General features: G+C 61.8%; 16 protein-coding genes. 8 read left to right on the top strand and 8 right to left on the bottom strand.

Features of this window, described 5'->3' with window-relative positions; all coding sequences use genetic code 11:
* The coding region (locus HYT87_11315) for an RCC1 repeat-containing protein (protein MBI2060349.1) at nt 1–2300 on the top strand (2300 nt) is incomplete at its 5' end.
* A 42-nt stretch (nt 2301–2342) separates the two neighbouring features.
* Nucleotides 2343–2738: a retroviral-like aspartic protease gene (locus HYT87_11310; GenBank protein ID MBI2060348.1), complete on the top strand. Its 396-nt coding sequence runs from the start codon at nt 2343–2345 to the stop codon at nt 2736–2738.
* Nucleotides 2739–2891: 153 nt separating this feature from the next.
* On the opposite strand, the gene HYT87_11305 is transcribed toward HYT87_11310, so the two are convergent.
* The 6 genes from HYT87_11305 to HYT87_11280 form a co-directional block, all read right to left on the bottom strand.
* Nucleotides 2892–4631: an Ig-like domain-containing protein gene (locus tag HYT87_11305; GenBank protein MBI2060347.1), complete on the bottom strand. Its 1740-nt coding sequence runs from the start codon at nt 4629–4631 to the stop codon at nt 2892–2894.
* A gap of 183 nt (nt 4632–4814) precedes the next feature.
* The gene (locus HYT87_11300; GenBank protein ID MBI2060346.1) at nt 4815–5711 is read right to left on the bottom strand and encodes a radical SAM protein; all 897 of its coding nucleotides are present in this window, start codon (nt 5709–5711) and stop codon (nt 4815–4817) included.
* A gap of 110 nt (nt 5712–5821) precedes the next feature.
* Complete coding sequence (locus HYT87_11295) at nt 5822–6811, bottom strand: nitronate monooxygenase (protein ID MBI2060345.1); 990 nt, start codon at nt 6809–6811, stop codon at nt 5822–5824.
* A gap of 243 nt (nt 6812–7054) precedes the next feature.
* On the bottom strand, nt 7055–8608 hold the full coding sequence (locus HYT87_11290) for an FAD-dependent oxidoreductase (GenBank protein ID MBI2060344.1): 1554 nt from the start codon (nt 8606–8608) through the stop codon (nt 7055–7057).
* A 155-nt stretch (nt 8609–8763) separates the two neighbouring features.
* The gene (locus HYT87_11285) at nt 8764–9099 is read right to left on the bottom strand and encodes a winged helix-turn-helix transcriptional regulator (protein MBI2060343.1); all 336 of its coding nucleotides are present in this window, start codon (nt 9097–9099) and stop codon (nt 8764–8766) included.
* Nucleotides 9100–9179: 80 nt separating this feature from the next.
* Nucleotides 9180–9851, bottom strand: coding sequence for a hypothetical protein (locus HYT87_11280; GenBank protein ID MBI2060342.1), 672 nt, complete (start codon nt 9849–9851; stop codon nt 9180–9182).
* A gap of 253 nt (nt 9852–10104) precedes the next feature.
* Here HYT87_11280 and HYT87_11275 point away from each other — a divergent pair, with 253 nt between their 5' ends.
* On the top strand, nt 10105–10512 hold the full coding sequence (locus HYT87_11275) for a helix-turn-helix transcriptional regulator (protein ID MBI2060341.1): 408 nt from the start codon (nt 10105–10107) through the stop codon (nt 10510–10512).
* Nucleotide 10513: 1 nt separating this feature from the next.
* On the opposite strand, the gene HYT87_11270 is transcribed toward HYT87_11275, so the two are convergent.
* Nucleotides 10514–10972 carry a hypothetical protein gene (locus HYT87_11270; GenBank protein ID MBI2060340.1) on the bottom strand — a complete coding sequence of 153 codons (459 nt, stop codon included), beginning with the start codon at nt 10970–10972 and terminating at the stop codon, nt 10514–10516.
* Nucleotides 10972–11940: a sigma 54-interacting transcriptional regulator gene (locus HYT87_11265; GenBank protein ID MBI2060339.1), complete on the bottom strand. Its 969-nt coding sequence runs from the start codon at nt 11938–11940 to the stop codon at nt 10972–10974. Before HYT87_11265 ends, HYT87_11270 begins: the two co-directional genes overlap by 1 nt.
* A gap of 138 nt (nt 11941–12078) precedes the next feature.
* Here HYT87_11265 and HYT87_11260 point away from each other — a divergent pair, with 138 nt between their 5' ends.
* The 5 genes from HYT87_11260 to HYT87_11240 all read left to right on the top strand — a co-directional run bounded on the left by HYT87_11260 (nt 12079) and on the right by HYT87_11240 (nt 16464).
* The gene (locus HYT87_11260) at nt 12079–12234 is read left to right on the top strand and encodes a twin-arginine translocase TatA/TatE family subunit (GenBank protein ID MBI2060338.1); all 156 of its coding nucleotides are present in this window, start codon (nt 12079–12081) and stop codon (nt 12232–12234) included.
* A gap of 6 nt (nt 12235–12240) precedes the next feature.
* Nucleotides 12241–13275 (top strand): GTP 3',8-cyclase MoaA, encoded by a 1035-nt coding sequence (gene moaA, locus HYT87_11255; GenBank protein MBI2060337.1) that lies wholly within the window; start codon nt 12241–12243, stop codon nt 13273–13275.
* The gene (locus HYT87_11250; GenBank protein ID MBI2060336.1) at nt 13276–14022 is read left to right on the top strand and encodes a Crp/Fnr family transcriptional regulator; all 747 of its coding nucleotides are present in this window, start codon (nt 13276–13278) and stop codon (nt 14020–14022) included.
* 72 nt (nt 14023–14094) lie between these two features.
* Nucleotides 14095–14532: a cyclic nucleotide-binding domain-containing protein gene (locus HYT87_11245; protein ID MBI2060335.1), complete on the top strand. Its 438-nt coding sequence runs from the start codon at nt 14095–14097 to the stop codon at nt 14530–14532.
* A 159-nt stretch (nt 14533–14691) separates the two neighbouring features.
* Complete coding sequence (locus HYT87_11240) at nt 14692–16464, top strand: acyl-CoA dehydrogenase family protein (GenBank protein MBI2060334.1); 1773 nt, start codon at nt 14692–14694, stop codon at nt 16462–16464.
* Nucleotides 16465–16475: the final 11 nt, after the last annotated feature.

Raw genomic sequence — 16475 nt, 5'->3', positions numbered from 1 at the left:
CATGCAAGACCGATGGCTCCGGCACTCAGTGCAGCGCCACCGCCGGCTCGCCCTCCGCCGAAATCTGCGACACCAAAGACAACGACTGCGACGGCTCCAGCGACGAAGGCGGCGTCTGCGGAAGCACCTCAACCATGCAAACCATAGCCGCCATCAACTCTCACAATTGTGCCCTCGCCACGGATGGCACCGGACGATGCTGGGGCTTGAACCAATTCGGGCAGATCGGGGACGGCACGACCACCGATCGATCGACGCCTGTGACCGTGACGTCTCTGACCGGGGTTGTGGCGTTTAGCGGAGGATACCGGCATTCGTGCGCACTCGTCGTGGACGGCGGCGTCCGATGTTGGGGTGGCAATGGCCAAGGCCAGCTCGGGGACGGGACGACCATTGGGAGACTCACGCCGACGGCCGTGAGCTCTCTGTCCGGCGCCGTGGCGATCGCCGGAGGGGATTTCCACTCCTGCGCCCTGATCGTAGATGGAAAAGTGAAGTGCTGGGGATACAACGGCGACGGTGAATTGGGCGACGGGACAGTCTCAGATAAGTGGTCGCCGGTGGCCGTTACCTCTCTCAGCGGAGCGGTGGCCATCGCCGGAGGCGGCGCCTACCATACGTGTGCGCTCACAGCGGATGGACTGGTGAAATGCTGGGGATCGAGCGGCACCGGCCAACTCGGAGATGGGACGACAGCGAACAAGTCGACGCCTGTCAACGTTTCCAGCCTCTCCGGAATCGTCGCGATCAGCAATGGCTCCAGCCACTCCTGCGCCCTCTCTACGGACGGAACGGTCAGATGTTGGGGGAGCAACGGCTCGGGTCGCCTTGGCGATGGAACGACCGCGAATAAATCCACTCCCGTCGGAGTGTCGACGCTCTCGAATGTCGTTGCCTTGGGCGCCGCAGGGCTCCACACCTGCGCACTGTTGTCTGACGCCACGGTCCGATGCTGGGGAACAGGAAGCTACGTGGGCGACGGTACAACGTCCAACCGGACGACCCCGGTTACCGTCTCCACGCTCTCAGGGGTGGCCATGATTGCCGGCGGCGGCAACCACACCTGCGCACTCGGATCGGACGGTCTGGCAAAGTGCTGGGGCCTCAACAGTTCGGGACAACTCGGCGACGGAACGACCGCCACGAGGCTGACCCCCGTGGCCGTCACAAGCCTCACCGGCCCGTTCGGCGTCAAACTCCCCCGACTGCACGTATCGACCGCCTCCGGCGCCCCCGCCCGCCCCTTCCGCGAAGGCCTCACCAACCACATCGGCAACCGCACCTGCGCGCTCCTTTCGAACGGCACGGTGAAGTGTTGGGGGTACAACGGCAAGGGCCAGCTTGGGAACGGATCGACAACCAATTCGATCACACCGGTCGCCGTGAGTTCCCTGTCGAGTGCGATCGCAACGGCGGGAGGGCAGAATCACACCTGCGCGCTTCTTTCAGACGGGACCGTGAAGTGCTGGGGGGATAACGGCAATGGCCAGCTTGGAGATGGGACGACGGTTCAGAAGACGACGCCCGTGGCCGTCTCAACTCTTTCCAGTGTGATCACGACCGCAGGTGGGCGTTATCACACCTGCGCGCTTCTTTCGGACGGGACGGTAAAGTGTTGGGGCTACAATGCCACCGGTCAACTTGGGGATGGGACGGTGGTGGACAAGTCAACGCCCGTGGCCGTCTCCTCCCTCTCCGGCGCGATCGCCGCTGCGGGTGGGTTCCAGCACTCCTGTGCGATCCTCTCAAACGGGACCGCCAAATGCTGGGGAAGCAATCTCTATGGCAACCTTGGGGATGGGACGACGGTTCAAAAGACGACACCCGTTGTCGTCACATCCCTTTCAGGTGTGATCTCCGCCGCGGCAGGGAACACCCACACCTGCGCGCTTCTTTCAGATGGGACGGTGAGGTGCTGGGGGTACAATCTCTACGGCCAGCTTGGGGACGGGACGACGGCGGACAGATGGATGCCCGTGGCCGTCTCCTCCCTGTCCGGAGCGATCTCCGTCGCGGGAGGGAACGCCCACACCTGCGCGCTTCTTTCGGACGGAACGGTCAAGTGCTGGGGAACCAGTGGCAGCGGCCAGCTCGGGGAAGGGACAACCGTGGATAAGTCAACACCCGTCGGCGTGTCGGCGCTCAGCGCCGCTGTAGCCGTGGCGGGGGGATATAGTCACTCCTGTTCTCTTCTTGCCGACGGCACGGTGAAATGCTGGGGCTACAACGGTGAAGGTGAACTCGGCGATGGAACGACGGTCAACCGCCTCACCCCCGTCACGGTGACCAGCCTGCCCTGACCCCGCGTTTACTTCGCATTGTCCTGAGTCTAGAATAACTCCGTGAGCAAGCCTACTCGCGAGATCAGAATCACGACCAGCGAATCCAAGTCCGTGGATGTGCAGGCCGTCATCGATACCGGGTCATTCCATACGATCATTCGACTGGACGTGCTCCCGAAGGATACCCCCGTCCTCCACTCTCCTGAGACCCGATCCCTGAAAACAGCCGGTCAGGGGGGAGAGGTCCATGTCGCCGGCACAACCTACCTCGTGCTGAGGCTGGAGGGCAAGATGATCGAGGCGTATGCGCTTGTCTCTCCCGACCTGCGCCAGCAAATGCTGATCGGCGCTGGGACCATGCAGATGTGGGACATCAGCGTGCTCAACAGGAATGGCGACACTGAGGTCCGCGTCGGCCGCGACATGCACGACCCCGACATCACCGAAGTCGACTGAGGCGCCCGCCTGAGTATCCTCCCTCGGCGAGGGCATGCGCCTCCCGTACACCTTCCCCTGCTGGCTCCTCTGCATCCTCCTCACGCTCGGCACGTTTCGGCTGGCGCAGCGCCCGAGATGACGACATGACCCCGTCTCACATCTCCACATTCCCTACTGCGTGTCCGCCCAGGTAACGGCGTCGTAGCTGAGAACACCAAGGGAGTTGAACCACGTCGTCGTGGACGTGTACGTCGGCGCCGAAGGAAGCATCGTGAAATCGAGGTCCGACGCTTTGGTGATCTTGATGCCGTCGTTTCCCGCGCATGTCGCGCCGACATCGCCGGAGCATGCCACTTTGTCGATGTAAGACGACGTCGACAGCGGGGAGAGAGTAGCGCCCCCGCTCTGCCCGCATTGGGCCAGATTACAATACTCGTGGGTCTTGTACCCGTCCTTCGGATTCCCGCGGATGCTGAGCAGTTTCGCCTTGTCGATTGGATTGGGGTCGGCGGTCAGCCCCGGCAGCGTAAATCTCGACGAAGTGAGCTGGCTGTGCACTCCCTCGAAATGGGTCACCTCGCTGAACACGCCGTTCTCGTCCACCTTGCCTTTCACAAGAAGGCGGGCGTGCGTGCTGTAGCAACAATCCTGCTCGGTCGTCGGCGCGTCGAAATGCTGCGTCTTCTGCTCAAAACGGACGATGCCGTTCTTCCAATCGAGGTAGTAGGCAAAGCCGTCCGTGTTCGTGCCCGTGGTAAATACGGAGGCCGCCGCAATCCACCCGTCGCCGGACTTGGTCGCGAGTTTTCGTTGGCCGCCGGATTTCCCGCGCTCGTTGACCAGCCAATCGATGTCGAAGCTCTCGTCCCAAGACCCGCTCTTGCCGAGAGCGCCCGGTCGATTGGCAATGAGGGCCAACACCATATCGCCCGTGAACGCGGTCTCGCCAGTCCCCGGGCCGAACTGCCTGCTCTCCCCTCCTCCTCCTTCCGGATAGCACTCGGCGGGTTTCGGACCCTTGATCTCCTGCTTCGCCCCGTCGAACTTGAGTTGTTCGTAGGGAACCAGCTTGAGAATGGCGCAGATCGGTTTCCGAACCGCCGCGAGAGCGGAAGGAACCGTCTTGGGCGGGCCGATCTCGGCCTTCAAGAGACAGTAGAACGTGCCGGCGGCAATGCCCGATGAAGTAGGGACTTTCCACAGGGGCACGCCGTCCGCGCCGACCGGGTCGGCCGCCGAATCACACAGGGGATCGCTGGTTTTCACGTAGAGCCGGGGCGACGCGAACAAGCCCATGTCCGCGGCACCGTCCACCCAGCCCATCCAGCGGGGCGGAGCTCCGGGCAGAGGCTCAAGCGTCGCGCTCCGAACCGACCCGCCGCCTTTGAGAGATCCGCCGCCCACGCTCATGGACGTCGAACCGGCCGTAACGACACGCGCCATGGCCACATCGGGCGGAATGCCAAGGGCCTTGATGACGAGCGTGGCCTCGCCGCACACGTTCTCCACACAGGCCTTCAGCGTCACGTTGCCCGCTCCAACCACCGTGACCTTCCCCGTCGCATCGACGGTCACGACCTTCTCGTCCGAACTGGACCACTTCACCGTGGCGCCCGTCACTTCCTTGTCGTCCTTGTCTTTCACAACGACGGTGAGCTGCTGGGTATCTCTTATCTTGAGGGCGGTAGTCGGCAGCGCGACCTCAATTTTCGCCGGAACGGGCGCCGCGATCGATGCCGTCGGCTCCGCGGTCGAAGTAGCCGCTGTCGTGGGTTGCGCCGGCTCCGTCGCCGTCGTGGTCGTTTGTTTCGGCTTCTCTTCCGTCCCTCCGCATCCGCCCGGCGACGCGGCTACGTTGAACAGGAAAAGCATGATTCCAAGCGAAACGGTGGTGATGGATTGGTTCTTCATGATTGCCTCCTTTGGGTCAAAGCCATGCCGAGGGATGCGCAACATTTGCGCCAAGACAAGCCAGGAGTTTGAAAAAGCGTGGTTTCGGCGGGATCACGCTAAGTTACACGTGGACTATTTCAATCCACACTTGGGACCGCTGCGTGGCGATTTGCCATCGCCGCGTGGCAATTTCTCATGTCTTCAGAAAAACAGGGGGCGGGTATCTTTGCCCGATGCCTTCTCCTCTGCTCGGGCCTGCTGCTCGTAGGGGAAGATGCAGCCGCACTTGGAGCAGTCCACGTCCTTGCCGAGTACGCACGGCTGCTTGCGATTGAGTTTCACGTCGAGCGTGAGGCACCGGTTCGGCATGTTGCACTTCTCGATGCAGGTGGGCGCGTACTCCGAGCGCATCAACTCCAGAACGCGATCGCGCACAACGATGAATCCCGGATAGGACTTCTTGAGGGCGAACAGACGATCGATGATCCGGTCGCGTTCCTCCCATGTCAGGTCCAAATCCTTCTTCTGGATCTCCACGTGGGGATAGCCCTTGATCGGCCGGTACTCCTTGAGCGGAGTGAAGAATTCGACTCCGAGGAATGCGTTGGTGATTTTCGAGAGTTCCTTCATCGTTTGCTCCAGGAACGGGGCGTTGAGTTTGTGAATCGTCGGCAGAAAAACGATCGGCTTTTCACCGGGACGATTCGCGACGGTGGCCATGATCTTGTCATACGTGCCGCGGCCGCGGATCTTGTCGTGGATCTCCTTCGGACCTTCCACCGACACGAACTGCATCGCGTTTGAAACGTCCGGGATAGGCAGCGTGCCGTTCGAAAAGATCCAATTCATGGGGAAGAGCGCCGCCCCCTGCTCCAGCACGTCTGTTCGCAGAAGGGGCTCGCCTCCACACCATGCCATGGCCTGCACATGGTGACGGTCCCGGAGGACTTTCAGGCCGGCCAGGAGTTCATCGGCGGGCAACTCCTCGCTGTCATGCTGCTCCCGGTAGTAGAAGCAATGCTTGCAGCGGAGGTTGCAGCGGTCCGTCAGATCGACGATCGCCGACTTGACTGTTTCCCAGGCAGGGCCTTGGTACACTAGCCGCTCTCAGCCATCAGCGTCCGGCTGTCAGTTCCGGTAGGCGCGGGCTTCAGCCCGCGTTCTGGACGCAGCCATAAAGGCTGCGGCTACCGTCCTGACACCTTCCACTACCGCCCCCCGGCTCCGTTGACGCGGAAGGAACGGAGGCCGTCCATCGTGTTTTCCGCATCGCCAATGATCCGGTCCATCAATTCCTTCACCGTCGGCACGTCGTCCACCAACCCCACGGCCTGACCGCAGGCGATGACGCCCTTGTCCAGATCGCCCGAGCGATAGGCTTCCAAACCCATCTTGCCGGCAATGTGTGGCAGGAGATCCGCCAGCGTGGCGCCCTGCTTTTCAAGCTCCAGCACGTCCTCTGCGGCCTTGTTGCGCCGCACGCGCGCGGGATTGCGAATGCTGCGCTCCACGATCATCGTGTCCGTCTCTTGCGCCTTCAGCATCCACTCCTTGAAGTTGGGATGAACGATACATTCCTTCGTGGCCACGAAGCGCGTGCCCATCAGCACCCCGCTCGCCCCCAGAGCGAGGGCCGCAACGAGCCCCCGACCATCCGTGTAGCCTCCCGCCGCGATGACAGGGACTTTGAGGGTCTTCGCCGCTTTCTGAATCAGGATGAGGCTGGTCACGTCGTCCAGTCCCGGATGGCCTCCGCACTCGAATCCGACGAGCGTCACCGCGTCCGCCCCCACACCCTCCGCTTTCTTCGCAAACCGCACCGCTGGAACTTTGTGGATGATCTTGATCCCCGCGCCATGTAATTGCGGCACAAACGCTTCGGGACTCCGGCCGGACGTCTCCACCACCTTTACGCCCTCTTCGATCAGGATGTCGATGTACATCCCGTAGACTTCATTGTCGCCCATCATGGGAAGCATCGAGAGATTCACGCAGAACGGCTTGTCGGTCCTGTCCTTCATCCGCTTCAGTTCGCTGCGAAATTCGTCGGCCGAGCCGAACGACAGGGCGCAGATCGTGCCCAGTCCGCCGGCATTAGAGACCGCCGACGCCAGTTCAGCGGTGGCCAACCATTGGAGTCCCCCTTGGATAACGGGATGACGAATCCCGAGCAGATCGGTCAGTTGAGTTCGAAGCATGGACGCACTCCTTTCTCGTCGAGCTGAGCCCGACACTTCCTCCCGGCAGCGACGCTACATGGCCCCTGTCCGAGCGTCAAGCAACTCCGCGGTGGGAGAACGGGTGAATGTGGATCAGACACATCCGTCAAATGAGCGGCGCGAAGTCGAGACAACGCAGGCATGAAGCCTGCGCCTACCGCTCCACCAAGCGTTGCCGGTAGCCGCGGGCTTCAGCCCGCGTGCTTGATCACCGGCCTCGCTTCAGAACCAATGCCGGAGCCACCACTGCTCGAACGCAAGCTTCCCCCATCGCCACATCCGGCCTGGTCTATGCATCGTGATGCGCGGCTCCGGCTCCGCGAAGAAGTTTCCACTCGCGAAGCCGGCTCTCCCATCGCCCGTTTCCACCCAGCAATAACCCTTGCCATCAAACGCCGCGTTCCCGCCCTCTCCGCCCACCTCCGCGGCGATGTTCTTTGCAACCACCTCCGCCTCGAAATGCGCGAACACGCCGGACTTGGGCAGCATTTTTCCGTTGGGGAGCTTGACGGCTGCCACGTCGCCGATCGCGTACACACCGTCCACCTGCGTCTTCATCGTGTGGGGATCCACGTGAATCCATCCGGAAACTCCCGCCAACCCCGCCTCGCGGACCACGGCCGGCGCACGGTGCGGCGGGATTCCGATCAGGAGTCCCGCCCGCACCGCCTGACCGTCCGCGGCCACCACCCGTTCCTCCGCACCGTTCAGCTCTTTGAACGTGAATAACGGATGGTAGTGAATCCCGCGGCTTCGCAGCATCTCCACAATGGCCCCACCCAGCAGTTTCCCAGCCACCGGCATCGGCTGGTGCTCAGGGGTCAGGAGATGGATGTCGGTCTTGTCGCGGATTCCCCTCCTCCGAGCGAATGCTTCCACCAGAAAGGCCGCCTCGTAGGGTGCGGCCGGGCATTTGAACGGCATGGACGGGATCAGCACGGTGATCGCTCCACCTTGAAAGCTTTCCAGAGCCTCGTGCAATCGGGTGCAGCCTTCCACGGAGTAGAGATTGTGCGCCTTATCCTCAAAGTGCGGGATGGACTCCGGCGCCGTCTCCGCACCGAGGGCAATCACGAGGTGGTCGTAAGGGATATCCGCTCCATCGGCATGGATCATTCGATTCTCGGTATCGATCCCATTCACACTTCCATGATGGTATTCGATGCCCTTCGATTTCAGACGCATCAGCGGCCGTCGGATTTGTTCGGCGCGACGCAGGCCCACCATCATCCACAGGAGCGAGGGGGCAAAGAGATGCGACTCCGAACGGTCGATCAGGACGATCCGGTGCTCGCGCGGCAGTCTCTTGCGCAAGTGATGGGCGGCCACGATGCCTCCTGTCCCTCCGCCAAGAATGACGATGGTTTGCGGGCTAGAGTGGTTACCCCCACCCTTTGAAGGGGAGGGGGTAGGCGCAGGCTTAATGCCTGCGTCTGAAGACGCACCCATGAAGGGTGCGGCTACCATCCCTTCCCCCCTTGTGGGGGAAGGAGCGGATGGGGGGCGCGCCGGTTCCCCGCACAATCGCGCAATCTCGCGGGAGTAGCCCGCTTCATCGAACTCATTTTCGCAGAACACAACTCGACCGTCCGGACCCACCAGCAGATTGAAAGGAACCCAACCGTTGGCGAACCGCCTGAACAGTTGGCCCTCGGGATCCGGAATCACGGGGAAGGGCAGGCCGTATTCTTTTTTCCACCGCTCACAATCTTCTGCGGTCTCCATGGCGCCCACGTAGACCACATCAAGTCCCTTCGGGCCGAACTTCTCGGCCACGCCTCGTATGGCAGGAGCCTCCTGCCGGCAGGTCTGTCAGCGACCCTTCCAGAAGACGATCAGGGCCGCCCGTCGGATTTCCAAGGGCAGCCCCGCGCCCTTCAAATCCAGCCGTTCGCCCGACTTCACGCCTCCCCGGCTTTCGTCCAGCACTCTCATGGTTTGCCTCCCAACATTCTTGACTGCTCCCGCATCCGTTCGAAGAGGATTTCGCGAAGCAGATCGTACGCCTTCAACATCTTCGGAAAAGCCAGGCGGTAGTGGATTTCCCGTCCATTCCGCCTCGATCGGAGGAGTCCCGCCGCGCGCATGACGCTCAGATGCTGCGACAAGTTCGCCTTGGGGTACCCGGTGGCGTTGACGAGTTGCTTCACCGTTCCTTCGGCCCCCCGCAGGTGGTGAATGATTTCCAGCCGCCTCGGATTCGACAGCACTTTGCAGATCTGCGCGTGCAGCTCAAAGATCCTCCGGTCGTTTTCGGTCTTTCCCATAGTTTCTAAGTATCGAAACTATAGACACTGTAGTATCGGACGGGATCCCTGTCAAGCCCACCCGGGGGCGCGGAGACCCTTCAGGGCGCCGGCTTCAAAGCCGGTGGTCGTGCAGGGAGATACACGCTGAAGGTGGCCCCCGATCCCGAGCCGGCCGTGATGGCGCCCCCGTGCGCCTTGACGATGGCGGCGGCGACGGCCAGGCCCAACCCACTCCCGCCCTCCTTCGTCGTGAAGAAAGGCTCGAATATTCTTCCCAGGCTCTCCGGCCGGATACCCGGTCCTTCGTCGGTCAGCGTGATTCTCACGTAGTCGCCCCTGGAAAGACCCCTCCCAACGCTCTTCCTCAGCGCCGCGTTCACGATCTCGACACGAACGGTTCCCCCCTTTGGCATCGCCTGCCGCGCGTTCAGGGCCAGGTTGTGGATGACCCGGCCGATCTGATTCCGACTTCCTTCGACGGGCCGGATGTTGTCGCCGAATCGTTCCACACAGCGTACGCACCCACCCCGCAGGGCAAATTTCATTGAACGCCGGACCAATTCGACAAGGTCCAGGGGCTCGCGTTTTTCCGGCCGGTCCACGGCGACGGCCATGAGTTCGGCTGTAAGCTCCCGCGCCTTCCAAGCCGACCGTTCTGCGTCCGCGATGGCCCCGGCGCGGACGCGCTCGATGCCCGACTTTGCCCCTTCCAAGGAGGCCAGAACCCCCGTGAGGACAGAATTGAAATCGTGAACGACCCCCACTGCCATGAACAGGACGGACTCGAGACGGTTGGCCTTCGCTTGAAGAGATTCAGACCAACGCCCCGGGCGAGGCTTCCTCGACCTCTTTGTTTTCTCTCGTGGGGTCACTCTGCGGGGCTTGATCTTGCTCATCGTGACCCAACAAATCTCCCATCCGGCGTGCCCCGTCAATACACGCATAGGGTGATTTACCCAGTGATTATCGCCTTTTACCCCAATTGTGATCTATATCACTTTGAGCGATCATCAACTTGGTTTAATGGGAGACAAGCAAGCTCTGATTCAGATGGGGAACCTGCTCCGGCAGGCTCGTCTGGGCGTGAGAAAAACGCAGGCTCAGATCGCCCGCATGTCCAAACTTGACGTCCGGTACTACAACCGCGTGGAACGCGGCCGGGCCAATGTCACCTTCACCACTCTCTCCAAGATCACCGATGCGCTGCACCTCTGCCCCGTGACTATCGCATTCATCTCGAACCAGACTCTTCCCGAGGTCACGCTCGATATTGTGTCCCGCGTGGAACACATCAACGCAAAGCAGGATCGGAAGAGGCTTCTCCAGTTGCGCGATTTTCTCGCTCAGATCCTGGGGGTGGAGTGCACGTGCACACGGGCCCACTGCCCGGGATTGAAGTTGCTCAGAGAGCGGAAAGCCGTCCGGAACTGACCTACTTCGACAGGTAGACGACGGCAATCGCCAGGGCGACGGCGGCGAAAGGAATTCCCGACCCCGTTGCGAAAATTCGAAGCGCCAGACTCTTCCCTTCCGGACTCTGCAGGAGCGACACGTCCGGGGCCGCCCCGCGCGCCCAGCGATCCCGCTCCACCACCACTTTCACGCAATAGAGATTGGCTCCGGCCGCCGCCAGCGCGCACAGTATTTTGACCACCAGCACGCCCGGCCATTGCGCACCTCCAAAGAAAAGAAGGAATATTCCCGTGAAAAGGGTGAGGACGATCGCCGGGGCCTCCAATATTTGATCGACCTTCGCGTGCAGTCCAATGAGCGCGAGTTGGCCGTCCCGGGAGACGGTCTTCTTGAGGACCAATTCCAGAATGACATCCGCCGCCGCCGATCCGAACCAGAGGATCACCGCGGCCACATGAACAAATTTTATCCAGAGCATCACGATTTCTCCGGCCTGGCCTTGAGGGCCGATTTGGCCTTCTTGGGGGTGAGCACCCCGCCCTTCTTCAATTTGCGATAGACAGTGCTCTGCGGCACGCCGATTACCTTGCTCAACTCGCCCACGCTGGCGCCGCGGTCCAGATACGACTGCATCAGGCACCGCTCGAAACATGCGATTTTGGCGCCTACGTCGTCGCTCTCCATTACGTCCCTTCGCGGGCAGAAATCCAGGAGCCATTTCGGCAGGTGCTCGGGACGGATTTCATTCTCCGCCAGCGCCAAGGCGTGGTGCATCACATTGCGGAGCTCACGGATATTCCCCGGCCACGTGTAGCAGAGAAGGAGCTCCATGGCCTGGGTAGAAATGGACGCCGCCTCGCGCCCATTCCGGTTCAGAAAACTGTTTACAAAGAGGGGGATCTCGTCCTTCCGATCCCGGAGAGGCGGGAGGAAAAGCGTGAACGTGCTGACCCGATAGAATAGATCATCCCGGAAATCCCGCCGATCCTTCTGAAGGTTCTTGTTGGTGGCGCAGACCAGGCGGAAATCGCTGCGACGGAACTGAACGGTACCCAAGGGCATGAACTCGCCCGTTTCGAGCACGCGGAGGAACTTGGCCTGTGCGGGGCCCGGCAGCTCCGCAATTTCGTCCAGAAACAGCGTCCCGCCGTTGGCCATTTCGATCACGCCGGACTTGTCGGACTTGGCATCCGTGAAGGCGCCTTTCCGGTAACCGAACAGCTCGCTCTCGACGAGCGTCTCCGGCATCGCCGCGCAATTGAGGGGAATGAACGGGCCGGAGGATCGGGTCGATCGGTTGTGAATGTGGCGGGCGAGAACCTCCTTGCCGGTTCCCGTCTCACCGATGATCAGAATAGGTTCCGTGCTCTGGGAGACTTTCCCCGCCTCCGAATAGAGCCCTCGGGTCAGATCTGACTCGATCATGAATTGGGGCTGCTCAACCATGAGCGCATCCTATTCTGGCGGAGGGGAAATATCAAGAATGAGAAACCTGATATCGGTCATATTTCTATGTTCTGGAGCTGACAGACTGCAACCTGCCGGCGGATGTCCGGCCGTTCAAGACGCGAAAGGATGTAAATCATGCTCGGCAACATCGGATGGCGGGAGATCGTGGTGATCGCCCTGATCGTCGTGCTCGTATTCGGCGCAGGGCGTCTCCCGGAACTGTTCCGCGGCCTTGGCAAATCACTCATCGAATTCAGAAAGGCGCTCAAGGACCATCGTCCGGAGGTGTGACGAAGGATGACTCTGCGTCCTCTTCAGGATTCGCTCGGGCGTCCGGTGACCAAGCTCCGGCTGTCGGTGACGGACCGGTGCAACATGCGCTGCATGTACTGCCTGCCCTGCTCGCCCGAAGGGGGCTGGGTGCAACGCTCCGACCTTCTGTCCTTCGAGGAGATCGAGCGCCTCGTGCGGCTGTTGGCCGGGATGGGGATTGATCGCATCCGGCTGACGGGCGGCGAACCCCTCCTCCGGAACGACCTCCCCGATCTGGTGAAACGATTGCATGCCATTCCCGGCATCGGCGGGATCGCCTTGACCACGAACGGATTCGGTCTGGCGCGCCACGCGCAGGAACTCAAGGAGTCCGGCGTATCCACCGTGAACGTGAGCCTGGATTCGCTCAAACGCGAGAAGTTCATGCTCATCACGGGGGTGGACGCCGTCGCGCGGGTGCTCCACTCCATCGCGAGCGCCGCGGAAGTCGGCCTGCGCGTCAAGATCAACTGCGTCCTGATTCGCGGCGTGAACGACGATGAGATCGAATCCATCGCGCGTCTCGCCGAACATGATCCCTACGTCGTCCGGTTCATCGAGTTCATGCCCTTCGATGGGTCGGGCCTTTGGAACCCGTCGCGCGTCGTCGCGTTCGACGAGGTGATCCAAAGACTCGCCACATCGGTGGCACTCGAACCAACAGATCCGCCGGTATCGGACGGCCCGGCCCGCGAATACCTCCCTGCGGGCTGGGCCGGGCGGATCGGCATTATCCCCTCCGTCACGCGCCCCTTCTGCAACACCTGCAACCGGTTGCGGCTCACGTCGGACGGGCGACTCGTCAGTTGCCTCTACGCCCGCGACCGATCCAACGACCTCAGGGCCGTCCTCCGGAACGGCGGGTCGGACGACGATCTGGAGTCGCTGATCCGCGACATCGTTTCGCGCAAGCCGGCAGGATGCATCGAATGGCTCAAAGGGGATGATCGCCGACCCGCCGCGGCCGTGCCGCCTCCGGGCCACCGGGTCCAAACTCCCATGCATCTCCTAGGAGGTTGATTGGCCGCCGCGTCGAGCAGGCTTAAACTATCGGCGGCGCGTACCCGCGCCACTTGCGGTTGCGGCGAGTGCCTCGTCAATTCTCACTGCTATTTTTCCGGGGTTGATCCCTCCGAGAGGGCGACGATCGAGGAGCGATTGATCGCCAACCGATACAAAAAGAACCAAGTCATCGCCCACGAAGGGGTGCGCCCCCACGGCGTCTTCCTTCTTTGCAGCGGGCAGGCCAAGGTGTGCAAGACGGACGAATCCGGGCACCAACTGGCCGTCCGCCTGGGCCGCGCCGGAACGCTGGTCGGCTACCGCTCTCTGCTGCTGGATGAACCCTTCTCCGCCACGGTGGAGGCCACGGAGCTCTCCGTGGTCACCTTCCTGGACAGGGAATATTTCTTCGACCTCCTGAAACGACAGCCGACCCTCATGATGCGGCTGATTCGACAGCTGGCCGAGCAGGTCGGCCAGGCGGAGGAAATCGCCCTGACGATGGCCTACCACGGCTCCTACCGTCGCGTGGCGGAGATCCTGGCGGTGGCGGTGAGGGGCCATACACCCAGACTCGACAACCTCCCCGTACCGCTCCCCCCGATCCGGCGGCAGGATCTTGCCCAGCGCGCTGGGCTGGCCCTCGAAACGACCATTCGCATCTTGAAGGACATGGAAGACCGCGGGTTCATTCGCCTCAAAGGCCGCCAAATCACGGTTCTCAATCCGCGCAAAATCGATGAGTTGGTGGACTCGGAGGCCTAGCCGGCCCATGGAACGGGGAGGAAGTTGACCCACATCATGTTCAGGAGAGACCCGGCGAAGGACAATGGACCGATGAAAGATGCACAGGCGGAATCGGGCGAACGCGCCATTCCCATCCCCCTGCCCTTGGCGAAGGGTCGAAGAGTTCAGAAACCCCTTGCGCTCAAGCTTGATACCGAGTCATTGGATCAACTCAAGACGCGGGGAACACAGCAGGCGTACCAGCGGGGGCAGGTCGTGTTCTACGAAGGCCACCGTCCTCTCGGCGTCTATGTGCATGAGTCCGGGAAGATCGCCTTCCTGAAGGGACGGCGGAAGGTGCGCGAGTGCGCCGATCCGTGTGTCCTGGGGTTCCAGGTTCTGATGGCCGACGTGGGCCTTCCGTTCTCCGCGCGGGCGGAGAGCGAAGTGGCCCTCACGTTTGTCGGCCGCACCGCCCTCCAGCGGATTCGCGAGGAACAACCCGCCCTTTACCAGCAGCTTGAGAAGGCCGCCGGAGACGCGGCCTGAGTGGTGGGCTGTCCCCACACCTATTCCGGCGAGGATCTGACACCAGCGATCCCCTTTCAGCCGAATCCGTCTTCGGCTCCAACCCACCCTCTGCGACCGCGGCTCGCGGGATTGCGGGGTTGACCGCGGTCATACAGGTCTGACATTATCGCTGTCAGCATGGCCGTCATGAAAGGTTGCGCATTTATCACCGAACCGTTCGGATCGGTCTCGATTTTCACGCCCGAGGATTTCACCGCCGAGGATCGGGCCCTCGTCCAAGCGGCCCGGGATTTCATGCTCCAGGAAGTCCTTCCCCGCAAGGAGGAGCTCGATCAGAAGCAGGAAGGGCTGATCGTCCAGCTTCTGAAGAAGGCGGGCCAGAATGGATTCCTGGCCGTCGAACTGCCAGAGGCGTACGGTGGTCTCGCCCTCTCGAAGTCCATGGCCATGCGGCTCTCCGAAGAATTCGCGAAGGATGCCTCCTTCGCGGTCACCCTCGGAGCGCAAACCGGCATCGGCACCCTCCCTATCGTGTACTACGGCAACGCAGAGCAGCGGAAGAAGTACCTCTCGAAGCTGGGCACCGGCGAGATTCTCGCCGCCTATGCGCTGACCGAGCCGCAGGCCGGTTCAGACGCCCTCGCCGCCAAAACCACGGCCGTCCTCCAGCCGGACGGCAAGCACTATGTCCTTAACGGCGTAAAGCAGTTCATCACCAACGCCGGCTTCGCCGACCTCTTCACCGTCTTCGCCAAGATCGACGGCCGGGAATTCACCGCCTTCCTGGTGGAGAAGACGGACCCCGGCGTCTCCGTCGGCGCCGAAGAACACAAACTCGGCCTTCACGGCTCCTCCACCCGGCCGTTGATCCTGGAGGATGCCCGGATTCCCGCGGACAGGCTCCTGGGGGAACGCGGCCGCGGGCACAAGATCGCGTTCAACATCCTGAACGTGGGTCGCCTCAAACTGGGCGGCGGCTCCGTGGGCACGGCCAAGGAGTGCCTCGAAACGGCCGTGAAATACGCATCCGAGCGCAAGCAGTTCAACCGGCCCATTGCCGAGTTCGGCGCGATCCAGCAGAAGCTGGCCGACATGGCGACGCGGATTTTCGTGGCGGACAGCATCAACTATCGCAGCGCGGGTTTTGTCGATGCCGCCTTGAAGGACCTCGACAAGAACAGCCCCACCTACTACAAGGAAGCGGCGGCGGCCATCGAGGAATACACCGTGGAGTGCTCGATCTCCAAGGTTTTCGGAACGGAAACTCTCGATTACGTGGCCGATGAGGCGCTCCAAGTCCTCGGCGGATACGGTTTTCTCAAAGACTATCCCATCGAGCGCCACTACCGCGATGCCCGCATCAACCGAATTTTCGAAGGCACGAACGAAATCAACCGGCTCATCATTCCGAGCACGGTGCTGAAACGGGCGATGGAAGGGAAGATCCCTCTCATGCCCTTCGTGCAGCAGGTGCAGGATGAGTTGGACGGCTCCAAGATCCCCGCCATGACCAACGGCCCGCTTGCGAGGGAACGCCACGCCGTGGAGATGGCCAAGCGCCTCATCGTCTACGTGGGGAATGTTCTCGTTCAGAAGAACCTCGCCGACTTGAAGGACAAACAGCAACAGCTCATGGTCTGGAGCAACATGATCATGGACCTTTTTGCCATGGACTGCGCCGCCACCCGCACGTCCCGCGTCCTCCAGGAAAAAGGACCGGAAAAGGCCCGGCTGCATTCTCAAATGTGCTACTCCTTCGTGGCTTCGGCGAATGAGCGCATCAACGGCAGCGCCAAGCGCCTGATGGCCAACGAGTGCGACGACGATGAGTATCAGAAACACCTCGCGGTGATCCGGCGGCTCGTCCCCATCGTTCCCATTCGCACGATCAACCTCAAGACCCAGATCTCACAACTCCTCGTCGAGACTCAGGGCCGCATTTTCGAGTAGAATCCTCGGAC

The organism is Nitrospirota bacterium (assembly GCA_016180645.1).
Classification (GTDB): domain Bacteria; phylum JACPQY01; class JACPQY01; order JACPQY01; family JACPQY01; genus JACPAV01.
This window is presented reverse-complemented; position numbering and strand designations above follow the sequence as displayed.